The 13,643-nt window shown below is 49.1% G+C and carries 13 protein-coding genes; 10 read left to right on the top strand and 3 right to left on the bottom strand.

Translation table 11 applies throughout. The features are described 5' to 3' along the window. Nucleotides 1-156 precede the first annotated feature (156 nt). Entirely contained in the window at nucleotides 157-363 is a 207-nt protein-coding gene (locus tag QGP82_RS13020; protein WP_499059533.1) for a hypothetical protein, read from the top strand. 670 nt (nucleotides 364-1,033) lie between these two features. Here QGP82_RS13020 and QGP82_RS13025 read toward each other — a convergent pair. The 3 genes from QGP82_RS13025 to dxr form a co-directional block, all read right to left on the bottom strand. Then, nucleotides 1,034-2,281 (bottom strand): S-layer homology domain-containing protein, encoded by a 1,248-nt coding sequence (locus tag QGP82_RS13025; protein ID WP_499059535.1) that lies wholly within the window; start codon nucleotides 2,279-2,281, stop codon nucleotides 1,034-1,036. Between the two features lie 607 nt (nucleotides 2,282-2,888). Then, on the bottom strand, nucleotides 2,889-3,098 hold the full coding sequence (locus QGP82_RS13030) for a hypothetical protein (RefSeq protein WP_163661088.1): 210 nt from the start codon (nucleotides 3,096-3,098) through the stop codon (nucleotides 2,889-2,891). Between the two features lie 37 nt (nucleotides 3,099-3,135). Continuing rightward, nucleotides 3,136-4,332: a 1-deoxy-D-xylulose-5-phosphate reductoisomerase gene (gene dxr / locus QGP82_RS13035; RefSeq protein ID WP_163661086.1), complete on the bottom strand. Its 1,197-nt coding sequence runs from the start codon at nucleotides 4,330-4,332 to the stop codon at nucleotides 3,136-3,138. A gap of 172 nt (nucleotides 4,333-4,504) precedes the next feature. Between dxr and QGP82_RS13040 the strand changes: the two genes are divergently transcribed. The 9 genes from QGP82_RS13040 to QGP82_RS13080 all read left to right on the top strand — a co-directional run bounded on the left by QGP82_RS13040 (nucleotide 4,505) and on the right by QGP82_RS13080 (nucleotide 13,635). After that, nucleotides 4,505-4,834 carry a hypothetical protein gene (locus QGP82_RS13040; RefSeq protein WP_163661084.1) on the top strand — a complete coding sequence of 110 codons (330 nt, stop codon included), beginning with the start codon at nucleotides 4,505-4,507 and terminating at the stop codon, nucleotides 4,832-4,834. Between the two features lie 22 nt (nucleotides 4,835-4,856). After that, complete coding sequence (gene rbsK / locus QGP82_RS13045) at nucleotides 4,857-5,777, top strand: ribokinase (RefSeq protein ID WP_499059538.1); 921 nt, start codon at nucleotides 4,857-4,859, stop codon at nucleotides 5,775-5,777. 206 nt (nucleotides 5,778-5,983) lie between these two features. Next, nucleotides 5,984-7,552 carry a sulfatase gene (locus QGP82_RS13050; RefSeq protein WP_499059539.1) on the top strand — a complete coding sequence of 523 codons (1,569 nt, stop codon included), beginning with the start codon at nucleotides 5,984-5,986 and terminating at the stop codon, nucleotides 7,550-7,552. 2 nt (nucleotides 7,553-7,554) lie between these two features. After that, nucleotides 7,555-8,370 carry a prolipoprotein diacylglyceryl transferase gene (gene lgt / locus QGP82_RS13055; protein WP_006517328.1) on the top strand — a complete coding sequence of 272 codons (816 nt, stop codon included), beginning with the start codon at nucleotides 7,555-7,557 and terminating at the stop codon, nucleotides 8,368-8,370. A gap of 196 nt (nucleotides 8,371-8,566) precedes the next feature. Further along, on the top strand, nucleotides 8,567-9,958 hold the full coding sequence (locus tag QGP82_RS13060) for an alkaline phosphatase family protein (protein WP_499059542.1): 1,392 nt from the start codon (nucleotides 8,567-8,569) through the stop codon (nucleotides 9,956-9,958). A 109-nt stretch (nucleotides 9,959-10,067) separates the two neighbouring features. Then, on the top strand, nucleotides 10,068-10,700 hold the full coding sequence (locus QGP82_RS13065; protein WP_163661076.1) for a hypothetical protein: 633 nt from the start codon (nucleotides 10,068-10,070) through the stop codon (nucleotides 10,698-10,700). A 62-nt stretch (nucleotides 10,701-10,762) separates the two neighbouring features. Beyond that, a complete protein-coding gene (locus QGP82_RS13070) occupies nucleotides 10,763-12,514 on the top strand; it encodes a VWA domain-containing protein (RefSeq protein WP_499059544.1) in 1,752 nt (583 codons plus the stop codon). After that, complete coding sequence (locus QGP82_RS13075) at nucleotides 12,514-12,897, top strand: hypothetical protein (RefSeq protein ID WP_499059546.1); 384 nt, start codon at nucleotides 12,514-12,516, stop codon at nucleotides 12,895-12,897. Before QGP82_RS13070 ends, QGP82_RS13075 begins: the two co-directional genes overlap by 1 nt. 45 nt (nucleotides 12,898-12,942) lie before the next feature. Further along, nucleotides 12,943-13,635 carry a hypothetical protein gene (locus QGP82_RS13080; RefSeq protein WP_499059548.1) on the top strand — a complete coding sequence of 231 codons (693 nt, stop codon included), beginning with the start codon at nucleotides 12,943-12,945 and terminating at the stop codon, nucleotides 13,633-13,635. Nucleotides 13,636-13,643: the final 8 nt, after the last annotated feature.

Raw genomic sequence — 13,643 nt, forward strand, 5'->3', positions numbered from 1 at the left:
ATCGTTTGGTATACTTGAGGCAACATTTTATTTTTTGTGGGGGCTGCATAGTCCCCTATTTTTTTGCCCTTTTAGTTTCCCAAATCATTGCCGACTATAGGCTTGAAGTTCCTTGTCACCCTTTAAGGGCGGATAGTTTCGCCAGTGGGTAGGGCGATGGATAGGTCGGCAGGCAGTGTGGTTGGCGCAGTCATGGGGCGTTTTCCTTGTATTTTCGTAAGGGTCAGGAAAGCGCCCAAAAAGTTAGCCACCCTGCAACGTCATCAGGGTGGCTGTAAAATGCTCACAGCTCACCAACTGGTTGTGCAGTTGGAGGGGTTAGCGGGGTGGGGGTGTTGGCGCACCGCCATCTCGCGCAGCTAAATTTTTGGGTGCGAAATAGCTGACAGAGGTGTTCCGTAGCTATTAGCTTTGTAGGCTATCAGTCCTCAGCTAATTCAGTCAATATGCGGACTGACATCAAGAAAAATTGTTGAATATAGTGAGTTAAGATCCTGCAAAGCATTTGCCCTATGTCAACGACAGTCGCCATTATCCTGACAGCTTTAGTCAAAGCGATATGAATAATGATGATAGTTTTGTGGCAACTCAACCTACCCTTTCATGTATTTGTATTATTCTGAGAGATTCTGGTATCAAAGGCACAATGGTTAACTCGTAGGGGCTGCGCCTTGTGCCAGCCCTGCAACACTATCGCAATTAACCGAAATCTCTTGAGACGATATATGTTGGGTTTATGAGGTTTTGGTGTTAAGGCGATACGTTAGGTTTTGTGACAACCCAACCTACGGGTTATAATGGTTAACTCGTAGGGGCTGCGCCTTGTGCCAGCCCTGAAACACTATCGCAATTAACCGAAATCTCTTGAGACGATATATGTTGGGTTTATGAGGTTTTGGTGTTAAGGCGATACGTTAGGTTTTGTGACAACCCAACCTACGGGTTTACAATTAGAAGCCTGTCAATGCTGGAGGGCAACCACGAGGGATTGTTTCGGAATCCCCGATTGCCCCTACAGTGGATCAGACCACCTTTATTCTGATAATGCCAATGTCTGACTAACGGTTAACATCAGGTCATTGTCAGGATTAATCGAAATTACCTCTACGCGTTCACGTCCTAAGATCAGACCACCGATTGCTCCAGCAACAGTACCCGTTAATACCTCCCAAGTTTGGGGCTCATCATCACCTGTGACTGAGGCAACAGCTGTGGATGCGCCAGAACCTAATACAGCTCCAGCAAATATTTCACCAACGCTGGCTCCCCGACGAATAGTTTCAGTTGTCGTGATAATCCGAGACTGTGCCTGGATGTCAAGCCGACGACCATTATCTAGCACCAACGTTTGTGCCATAAACTGAGAACCTCGCTGACTCCCTGCACTCGCAGGACGCAACTCGCCAATAATTTGGCTATTACGGGGAATAAGTATTTGACCTTGACGATTGGTGACAGCTTCAGCGACCTGAAGTGTGAGAGGTAATGTCTCATCCGGTAATATGACAATCTTGTCACCATCAGCGTGGTCAACTGAAATCGTCGTTCCGGCTGCAACCGATGACTGGGAAGTCGTTGTCGTTGTTCTTGTTTGAACAATATAAGGAGACTGTACTGTTGCTACCTGGTTGCGACTGGCTAACGCTTGATAAATAAAGGCTGCGACATCTGCCCGTGTAGCGGTTTGATTGGGGCGTAAGACTTCGATGTCAGGATAGTTAACGACGAGTCTCTGTTCAGTTGCAGCGGCAATGCTAGCTGTGGCATAGCTGGGGATGGACCGAGAATCACGGTAAACGTCTGCGCTGGCGACGGTTGTGGCCTCGTAGTTAAGGCCGTTCGCTAATGAAACCAATACCTGGGCACGGGGAATATTTTGGTTGGGTTGAAACACATTGTTGGGATAGCCAGATAAAAAGCCCATGCGATAGGCATTGTCAATGGCGGCTGTGGCCCAATAGTTAGCGGGTACATCCACAAAGTTAGTGCTGCTACGAATGTTGGTGAGGTTAAATGCCTTGCGTACCATGGCAGCATACTGGGCACGGGTTACTGGTTCATCAGGGCGAAAGGTGCCATCGGGGAAACCTGCGATAATATCTCTTTCCGCTAGGCTCATAATAAACTGGCTGGCCCAATAGTTAGACGAAACATCAGTAAACTGGGTTTGAGTTTGGGCGATAACTGGAGCTGGTGTGACGAGGGGTGAGAGTGTTCCTGCACCCATGCCCAGCATCAGTAATAAAGCAGTTGTTGTCTGAAACTGTCGCATTTTTAGCATAGTAAAGATCCTCAAAAACAATGCATAATTTTTTAGAAACTGTGGCTTTGTGCCAACTTGCAACCTCAAGAAAAAGAATCTTTTTAGTTGTTGTTGATCTGTTGTAAGGGCGCGCTGATGTTTGCCCTTCGAAAGATAGGCAAAATGCTCAATATCCTGTATTGGGCGTATTACCATACGCCCCTACAAAAAATCTTTCAGTTCTATAGAGAGAAGGTGGTTAATGTCTGTAGAAGGATAGATGAGTAGACAGAAAAATCGTATATAACCCTAAAAATCTTTTCCTGGTTGAGCAATGCTATTCAACAAGGTGGTAGAGCCCCTGTTCACGAATTGACTCTAACAAGACTTATTTTCAAAATTCGAATGGTGTCATTACGCCTTTTTAACTGGCATAGTGACAAATCTGGGATATGAAGCGCTGATATCAGATGATTTACCTTTTATCTATTGTTTTTTCTGGCTTATAAGCTGCTGAAACCATTGATAGGAAAAGAGTTAGGCAAGCTTTATAGAAAACTACAATGGTCTATATCGTTATTTTGAAGCTGCTTTCTTTCTTTCAAACTGTCACATTCATGCTTCCTTTGTGGGTTTGCCACACAACCTACCGGGGGATATTTCCGGCTTGCTGGCCGACGAAATCACGGATGGCTTCCCAAATGGCGGTGGGGCCAATGCCAAAGAAAATTTGTAACCCTAGCAAAATCAGGGCTGCTAAAAAGGCTGTTTTTAGGGTGGCTTTTACCACCTTGATCAACCAGGTAAAGACCAGGATTGAAATAGCGATCGCACCAATGACAACCACAATTTCCATGGGCCGTGCTTCCTCTTAGAGTCTGACCAATCTTAACCTATGAACCCAGGGCTACAACCTGACGCTCGGTGAGTGTATTGCTAACGTTAATCACTTCCTGGCGAGCCCACTGGTCAGCATCCAGGATGTCCTGGAGTGAAGGGGTTGTGGTGAGGTGGTCACGGTTGCGATCGCACACCTTCTCAATCACCTTGGGAATATCCAAATAATGAATTTTCTCATCCAAGAATAATGCCACCGCCTGCTCGTTAGCTGCATTGAGAACGGCAGTCATGGAGCCACCAGCTCGTCCAGCTTCATAGGCCAGATTAATGCAGGGATACTTAGCATGATCTGGCTCCTGAAATGTCAAACCAGCCAGCTTTGATAAATTCAAAGGATCCCAATCTGTGCAGATACGTTCAGGCCAGGAGATCGCGTACAACAATGGCAACCGCATATCGGGCCAGCCCAGCTGTGCCAGCATAGAGGTATCTTGGGTCTCAATCAGCGAATGAATAATGCTTTGAGGATGAATCCAAATATCAATATGGTCATAGTCCATCCCAAATAAATAATGGGCCTCGATCACCTCCAGCCCTTTATTCATCATGGTGGCAGAGTCCACTGTAATCTTACGTCCCATGGACCAGTTGGGATGCTTGATGGCATCGGCAACGGTGACATCCTTGAGCTTGTCGACAGGCCAATCCCGGAAGGCACCGCCGGAAGCCGTCAAAACAATGCGGCGTAGTCCGCTCTCAGGCACTCCCTGCAAACATTGGAAAATGGCGGAGTGCTCGGAGTCAGCAGGCAGCAACTTCACACCATGTTTTTCCACCAGGGGTAGCACAACGGGACCACCCGCAATTAGGGTTTCTTTGTTAGCCAGAGCAATGTCTTTACCTGCTTCAATGGCGGCAATAGTGGGCAATAATCCTGCACAGCCGACGATGCCAGTTACGACAGCCTCTGCATCACCATAGCGGGCTACTTCTACGATGCCATCTGCGCCAGCCAGAATTTGTGGTTGTGGGTCTACATCAGCAATTGCTTCTTTGAGTTCTGCCAGCTTGTTCGCATCGTGGATGGCGACAATTTCTGGCTTAAATTGGCGGACTTGCTCAGCCAGAAGTGTCACATTGCGGCCTGCAGCAATGCCAACTAAGCGAAACTTATCAGGGTGATGCTCAACAATATCGAGGGTTTGGGTGCCAATGGAGCCAGTTGAACCAAGCAGAGTGATTGCCTTCACGGTAATTGCCTATTGCTAAAGGTTTACAGCTGACCATCTGGCCCGCCCTGTTTCAACTATAGATTCTTAACGTCTTTTCACAAAATTTTAAGAGCTGTGGGGAATGGTTCGCTTTTAGAAATCACGACCATAATTGATTGAAGGAGACGCTAGCGAATCGCCCTAACCATTTATGGAAGCTTTTTCCCCTGACCCACCTAAGTGGGCCGAATCTGCAACTCATGCCCTGACGTTTTCCTGTCCGCACTGTAGCGAGTCTGCCAGCGTAGCGACTGATGTTTGGATTAATCGCCGATCGCCTGTTTACACCCACAACCACAAACGCAAGTGGCAAGAGTTTTATCAATGTAAATGTGGCGTAGCCTGGTGGGCTTGGAGTAGCGATCGCCCGCCGAACTCCTGGCAAGTAAACGATCCACCAAATGATCCACCAGAGGAATCACCGTCCAATTTGGATCCCCTGACAGGGTTAGGGGATAGTTGGGGAAGTTTTGATCCCTAGTGTCTGAGCTGTGTTTTTTTCAATGCCTATCATTGTTTTTGGCAGTCTTAATATGGACCTGGTGGCCCAGGTCCCTCGTTTGCCTCAGTCTGGCGAAACATTATTGGGAACCGGCTTCACCACAGTCCCAGGAGGAAAAGGCGCTAACCAGGCGGTAGCGGCTGCCCGTTTGGGTGCGCCTACAACCATGGTGGGTCGGGTTGGTGACGATAGCTTTGGACAGGAGCTATGCAATAGCTTGCAGGCGTCTAATGTGGCTACAGAGTTAGTGCTGGCCGAGCCGGGACCTTCAGGGGTGGCCCTGATCAACGTGGATGAATCGGGTGAAAACCAGATCGTGGTGGTGCCTGGAGCTAATGGCCATGTGGATTTATCCGATGCAAACCGCCTACCTCTAGGGCCTGGGCCCTCAGTTTTACTGATGCAGTTTGAAATTCCCCTGGTGGCGGTACAGGCAGCTGCAAAGCGAGCGGCTGAGCATTGTGTAATTCTAGACCCAGCCCCGGCTCGCTCCGATTTACCTACAGATTTTTATAGCCTGGTGGATATTCTGACGCCTAATCAAACAGAGGCATCCCAGCTTGTGGGCATGAAAGTAAAGAGTGTGGCCACCGCCATGGAAGCTGCTCAGGTGCTGCGACGGCGGGGCGTATCGACAGTCATTGTGAAATTGGGGAGCCAGGGGGCAGTGGTTGCCTCAGATTTAGAGGTCTTTCATGTGCCTGCTTTTGAGGTTAAAGCGGTGGATACTGTGGCTGCTGGGGATGCGTTTAACGGTGGTTTAGCAGTTGCTTTGGCAGAAGGAAAATCGTTGCGGGCAGCAGTTGTGTGGGCCAGTGCAGTAGCCGCTCTAGCGGTTACAAAAGCTGGGGCACAGTCATCTATGCCAATCCGAGCACAGGTGGAAGACTTTTTGCTCAGCCATCCTTCAGGTAGTTTATAGTCTTGATGCTCTAGACTGAATGAGTACCGTGTCGAGTGGAAAAAATTGGTGTAGTCAGTGGAGCATTAGCAATAATTTGCGGTTAATTCAGCATTGCTAATAGGCGAGACTGTGCATCCGAATATTTTTCGCAAACGTAGTACTTACACAGCGGCGTTGCTGCTTAGCAACAGCGGCAAGATTGTCATTACGCTTCCTGCGCTTCAATGCCCTCAAATCAACCAGATGTCATTTTTTTGGTGCTCGACACTCAGCGTGTGGATCGCCTGTCGTGTTACGGCTACGAGAAGCCGACTTCGCCATATATAGATGCGTTTGCTGAGGGGGCGACACGGTTTAAAGTCGCGATCGCACCCGGCCAATGGACCATTCCTTCCCATGCGTCCATGTTCACTGGACTGTATCCATCACAGCACCAGATGCAGCAGTCCTACTCAGTAATGCCGCCTCATCTCAAAACCTTGGCAGAGCGACTGCAAGATGGCGGTTACTACACATCTGCATTTTGCAATAACCCTCTGGTTGGCGTCATTAACAATGGTCTGCGACGTGGGTTTTACAGCTTTCTCAACTACAGCGGTTTACTCAGCTCTCGCCCTAACCAAGCCGGTATCCCCTCAAGCTTTTTAGATAAATATCGCCAGCTATTCAAACGCATTGTTGCAAAGGCACTCAACCAGGTTCAAGATGCCTTTGCTCGTTCTGACTGGTTACTATCATTATCATTTACACCTTTAATGGTGCCCCTGTGGCAAACGGCCCTCAGCTTCAAAGGCAATACTCGCAAGTCTTTAGACGATGCCGCTCAACTGTTGATTGAGCGGAAAGGTGTGAAGGCGAACCAACCCGTTTTCACCTTTATCAATCTGATGGGCACCCATATGCCCTACCATCCTCCCCGCGAGTACATCGAAAAATTTGCCCCCAATGTTCTCAAAGATCGCGATGCTCAGACGTATCTACGTCGCTTTAATAGCGATGTCTACGGTTGGCTTGCGCCCCTGATGGGAGCCTTGGGAGACCAGCAAAAAGAGACCCTAGATAGCATGTATGATGCTGAGGTCGCTGCACAAGATGTACAGGTTGGTCATTTTCTAGAACAGCTGAAACAGGCCGGTCGTTTAGAGAATACCTATGTTGTTGTTTGTGCCGATCATGGAGAGCATTTAGGAGAGAAACAGCTCATCGGCCACAGCCTCTCTATCTATAATGAACTGGTGCAAGTACCATTAATTATCCATGACCCTAACGATATAATTAGTCGCGGCACTGTTCGTGATGATGTCGTCTCCACTCGCTGTTTATTCCATACTGTATTGTCAGCAACAGGGCTGGCAACTCCAGAAGAGGCCGAGCTTAGTTTAGAGCATTCAAACACCAGCAAGACTCTAGAAGAGGTTGATCCTGAACATTGTGTTTATGCAGAGGCCATCACTCCGCAGAATGTGCTGAACTTGATTCAAAAACGGCAGCCTGAACTTATATCTCAACATGCCTGCGATCAAACTAGAAGGGCTGTGTGGGTTGGGAATCACAAATTAATTGAAACTGCTCAAAATCCTCCCGAACTCTATGATGTTCAAGATGATCCGAATGAGAGTTTAGATTTGAGCGAAATTTTTCCAGAGATGGTGGAATCATTACAAGATTCTCTCTCTGCCTTTAGTCAAGATGCTGATCAGCATCGGGCTCTATACTCTCAAGCCCGTGCAACTGGATTTGATGATCCAGAAGTTCGCCGTCGTCTCAAAGACCTTGGATATCTAGAAGAATAAGTATGTATCCTCCCGTAGATCCGACGATTGTCGAAATTGGTCCCTTTGCCCTGCGTTGGTATGGCCTACTCATGGCCACCGCTGTGATTACCGGCTCCTGGTTTGCCAGTAAAGAAATTGAACGCCGTGGTAAGAACCCTGAAGATTTTTGGGACATGTTGATCTGGGTGCTCATCCCAGCCTTTATAGGTGCCCGTCTCTACTATGTTTTTGTCCAGTCCAGTGATAAAGCCTTTTACCTCCAGAATCCTGGTCAGATTTTACAAGTCTGGGGTGGCGGTATCCATATTTTTGGTGCATTTATCTTTGGGAGCATTGCCCTCTGGCTCTTTACCAAATTCCGTCGTTTACCCACGCTAATGTACCTAGATGCAGCGGCGGTAGGTTTACCCATTGCCCAAGCCATTGGTCGCTGGGGTAACTTTATCAATCAAGAACTCTATGGTCCCCCCACCGCTTGGCCCTTTGGTTTGCGTATTGATCCACAGCACCGTTTAGCTCCCTACAACGATTTAATTGCCTACCCTGAGTCCACCCGATTTCATGCCCTGTTTCTATACGAATCTGTTTGGAATTTGTTAGGTTTCTTGGTGCTGTACTGGGTGTCAAAGCGGTTTGGTAGACAGTTACGACCTGGCGATATATCCCTGTTGTACTTAATTTGGTATCCCTTTGGTCGTTTCTTTATTGAGTTCTTAAGAACAGATTCCTGGTTCTTCCTGGGTACACCGTTTAATGTGGTGCACATTCTATCTCTTCTCGCGGTTGTTGGGGCGGGAGCTACGTTTTTCCTCAGGAGACGTGTTGCTTTGAGATAATGCCCTCATCCTAATCCCGTTCCCCAGGGAGTGGGACGTTGAAAAAGCCTTTATCAGCCTTTCGGTTAATAGAAATCAAAGTCTTTCTTTCCTTCTCCCCAGGGATAAGGGGCTGCGGGATGAGGGGCCATTCCCGACTTAAATAATACTCACATATCTAAACTCATTTACTTCTCCTTCTTCCTCTACCTGTCCCATGCCTCCCTCTCCTCGCCTCATTATCATCGGCCTTGACTGCATGGAACCCTCTCTCGTCTTTGAGCAATGGCGAGAGGATCTACCTAATCTCTCCCGCCTCATGACCCAAGGTAGCTATGGTCGTTTAGAAAGCTCCATTCCTGCCATTACCGTTCCAGCTTGGAGCTGTATGATGACTGGGCGCGATCCGGGGGAACTGGGCATCTACGGCTTTCGTAATCGAGCAACGCGGGCCTATCAGAACATGACAATTGCTGATGGTCGAGCTGTGCGTTTCCCTCGGCTATGGGATTATCTGGGCGATGCTGGTTGGAAGGTGGCTGCTCTAAGCGTTCCCGGCACATCGCCACCCTACGAGGTAAATGGTTCAATGGTGTCATGTTTTCTGACGCCCAGTCCCCAGGTTACCTTTACCCATCCGCCGGAGCTGGGTGCTCAGATTCGTAGCTGGATGCCGGACTTTATGATGGATGTGCCTGAGTTTCGGTCAGAGGATAAGGCTGAAATTCTGTCGAATATTCATAAGCTATGCGATCAGCGCTTTACCCTGGCGGAGAAGCTGATTGTGCAGGACCAGCCGGACTTTTTGATGCTGGTGGATATGGGTGTGGACCGCATTCACCATGCCTTTTGGAAGCCTATGGATCCACGTCATCCTGACTATCAGCCAGATATGCCCTTTGCTACGGCGATCCATGACTATTACTGTCATGTGGATGAGCGGGTAGGGCAGCTGCTTGCTCAGTGTGATGATGACACGGCTGTTTTAGTTGTGTCGGATCATGGCGCACAGCCTCTGATGGGGGGGATTTGCATCAATGAATGGTTAATTGAAAAGGGCTATCTCACACTGAAGGAAAAGCCGAGTGATCCAATTGCTTTGGATAAGGTTGAGGTGGATTGGGAGAACACCAAGGTGTGGGGTGCGGGTGGTTACTATGCCAGAATTTTTTTGAATGTGCGAGGGAGAGAACCCCAGGGAGCGATCCCCTTACAAGAGTTCAAAGCATTTCGCGAGCAGTTGATTAGTGAATTAGAATCAATTACGTTTCCAGATGGTTCTCCGATGGAGGTGAAGGCCTATGTGCCTCAGGAGACTTATCAGAAGGTGCGGGGAATGGCTCCGGATTTGCTAGTGTACTTTGATTGGTTAGCGTGGCGTTCGGTGGGCAGTGTGGGCACAGGCGAGCTGTATGCTAAAGGGAATGATACTGGGCCGGATGATGCCAACCATGCTCAATATGGGTTAATGATTTTCCATGATCCGAAAGCCCCCCAGGGTGGTCAGGTGTTAGAGAATGCCCAGCTATATGACATTACGCCGACCATGCTAGATCGGTATGGAGTGGATGGTCCTAGTGATTTGCGGGGTAAGGTTTTGTCGATATAGATGAACCGTCCCCAGGCAGTGACGCCGTCTACTACCATTGAGCGAGATAAGACTGAGTTACAGTGCTTTTGTCAGTCAATGTAAGGAAAATGTAGGGAGGCGCAACCCGATGCCTATCAACTGGTCAGCCTTGGGACGGCAACCTCAGACCTATGGGTTACTTTTGGGGACAGCCTTTGGGTGTGGTCTGTTGGTTATCTTAGCCGGTAACCGACCGGTGGCCTGGTTGGGGGGTGGTGCTGTGGCGACTGTGATGACAGGCAGCTGGGTAACGGCTTATCGATCGTCGTCCAGCGGTGTACAAGATGACAGTGACTTGCTGAATGCTGCTACCTTTCAAAGGCGGATTGAGGCCATTCACGCCCAGGTGGCTCGCGATGGTTATCAGACTTGGCAGCCGGTTAAAGCTTGGGCATTGCAGTCGCAAACGTTTGCGATGGGTATTTGCGATCGCGAGTCCACCCTTCGCACTGAACTGCTCGAAGCCCTACACACCGTCGTGGAGTTAGCCCAACAGGTGGCCGATGGCCTTCAGGTACAGGCCCAGATTCAAACGCCCACCTATCAACAAATGGCCAAAAGGCAGCTGAAGCAAAGTTGCGATCGTATGGAGCAAACCTACAAGCAGCTACAGCAGCTCCAAGATCAGGTAGCCTTGGCCAGTCTCTCCCAGGGGGATGCCTCCCTACCCCAGCGATTAGAAACCCTCATCGCCGCCAATAAAGAAATTCTAGAAACCTAGGCCGGTCAACTGCTTAGATACCTGCTCAGACACCCGCTGCCATCGTTGCTTCAATAACAGCCATGCTCAAAAAACTGTTTCCAAATCGCACCCACCGTCAGCTCATCAGTCTTGTCCTAGGACTGATGTTTACCCTTAGTCTTGGGGGTATAGGTGGCTGTCAATCGCCAGTCACATCCCTGGAAACAGCCCAAGCCACCCTCACCAAGCAGGTCTTACCCCAAATCAATGTTGCTAGCAATCTAGTCTCCGACGAAGTTGCCAGTCGCTACACCGTTGATCAAATTGCAGAGCCCCTGCCCGACATTGAGAACTTTCCCCTCTATGGAGCCCAACCCAGGGCAGACCAGCTCTATCTAGAAATCTACAGCTCCTCGGAAAAAGCCAATATTGACCGGCAAAATGAGCGTTGGCTGGTGGAAGTGGCCGATGCCTTTAACCAACGTCAAGAGAAAAGTAGCTCTGGCAAAGTTATCCAGGTGGGTATCCGTCAAATCGCCTCCGGTACCGCCGCTCGCCTCATCGGTGCAGGGGTCGCCCAGCCCACGGGCTATAGCCCTTCGAACGATCTATGGGTATCGATGATCCAAAGTCAGGGCATTCAGGTGACCCCTGTGGCTGAGCGGCTGGTGGCGAATACGGCTGGGTGGGTGGTGCCCAGTGATGTTTACCAACAGCTGGAGGGTAGCGGTGAGGTTACGTTTGATAGTTTGTTGAATGCGATCGCAGCAGGCCAAATCAGCGTAGCCTACCCCAATCCCTATAAAAGCTCCACCGCCCTAAATTTGCTCTACACCCTCTATTGGCGTGCCGCTGGTCATCAAAAAGATGGTGGGGCGTTGACCAAAGCCGAGTTACAAACCCCCCAAGTAACATCGGTCTTTGACCAGTTTCAATCCCAGGTGCTGATCACCACACCGACTACATTAGAGCTGCAGGAACTTTTCCTCCGAGACCAGACCAAACTCCAGGCATTTCCATTGGAATATCAAAACTACCAGGCCCTCAAACAGGTCGCTGGATTTGAATCCACTGAATTTATTCCCTTTGGTATTCCCCACAACAATCCTCTAGTGGGTTTTGATTGGAATACTCCCGAAACCGCCGCTGCCCTGCAAAAGTTCGCCGCCTTTGCCCAGTCTCCTGACATGATAAAACTGGCCAATAATCAAGGCTTTGTTGACACCGATTATCTCAAGGCTGCCCATCCCCCCATCCCCAATGGAGAAACCCTACTAGCGGCCCAGTCCACTTGGAAAAGCAATAAAGATAGTGGTCGTACGGTTTATCTCGAAATGGTGATTGACACTAGCGGGTCCATGGAAGGTGAACCCCTGCAGGCTGTTCAAGCCGGGTTGCGCATTGCCAGTCAACAAATTAACCAAGGCAACCAGGTGGGCCTAGTCACCTTTGCCGATCAGCCAGTCCGACGGCTGGAGCTGACTCCCTTTGATGAGCTGCAGCAGAAAAAACTATTGGCCGCCATTGACCAGCTCCAAGCCGATGGCGGTACCGCCATGTACGACGGTGTGATGGTGGCTTTAGCAGACCTGATGGAAAAACGAGCCAACGACCCCAACGGTCGATTTTACCTACTACTGCTCAGTGATGGTGATGTTAATGAGGGGCACCTATTCCGCGATGTCCAAGACATCATGGCCTATAGCGAAGTGCGGTTTTATCCCATCGCCTACGGCAACGTCAATGAAGCCGAACTACAAGCCATTGCTAGCCTGCGAGAGTCTACCGTGAAGCAAGGCAACCCCGACAATGTACAAACCTTGTTTAAGGACTTATTCCAAGTAAACCTGTAATGGCCCCACAAAATCCGACAAAACGTTTGTTGAGTACCCTTGGCCTGGGCTGGTTAGCCTTTGGTGGCCTGGGGCTAGGGCTACGCTATGGGGTTCAAGTCCCAGAAGTGACTGTGATTATCGATCAGAGTTATTGCCCCCCTGCCCAGTGGCAGACAGCTGTGGTCAAGCCCTACAGCGACCTGTATGACAAGAGTCAGGCCAACCAACGCAAGATTGCCCAAGTAGTTGTGGTCACTGACATTGAGCAAACAACACTGGCTACGATTCCTACCCCCGACGATCTGGGTAAGCCATTTGGTCAAGCACCTAGCCCAGAAACATTGACTACACTGCAGCAACAGTTTTCAGAAACTGTTGTGCTCAAATGTGGGCCGCATTAAGGATGTATATTTGATAGTGCTTCAAACAACCTCTGCAAAAAAATAATGACTCTCTTTAACGCTGTGGCTATACAAAGCATACGCAGTCAAGCATTGTTGCCCTTGAGTTTGCTTCTGTTGTTGCCGGTGACAGCCTGTGATGCAACATCGTCAGATGCTGGTGATATTAGCTCAGAGACTACACAGCCACCGGCTGAATCTATTCCAGTTGAAGAGCCCCTCCCAATCGATGAGCCAATCGATGATCCAGATGCATTACCGGCAGAAGAATTGACGGGTGTAGCCCTCGCTCTGTCTGGAGAAGGCGTATTAGTGGTCGATCAGCAGTCTGGAAAAACTCAAACCATTCCCTTTGAGACAGATCTTGAGACGTCCCAAACAGCGATTTCTGCGTCTTTAGGAGAACCCACAGAAACAGCGGAAAATGGCGAATGTGGTGCTGGGCCAATGAGTTTCATTACTTGGTCCAATGGTTTTACGCTCAATGCGATGGAGAATCAGTTTGTTGGTTGGACAGTACGTCCAGAGACTGAGAGTGCAAACTTGACAACGTTGGATGGTGTTGGTCTAGGCTCAACGTTAGTGGAATTGGAAGAGAACTATGATGTTGGGGTAATAGAAAGTAGTTTAGGAACAGAGTTTAATGCATCCAATAGCTTGTTTGGTTTGTTGGATGCTAATGAGCCGGATGGTATTGTTACCTATTTATGGGCTGGCGTAGCTTGTAATTTTCGCTAGTCAACGTC

The sequence above is a fragment of the Leptothoe sp. LEGE 181152 genome (assembly GCF_032906605.1).
Lineage (GTDB): Bacteria > Cyanobacteriota > Cyanobacteriia > Phormidesmidales > Phormidesmidaceae > Leptothoe > Leptothoe turfae.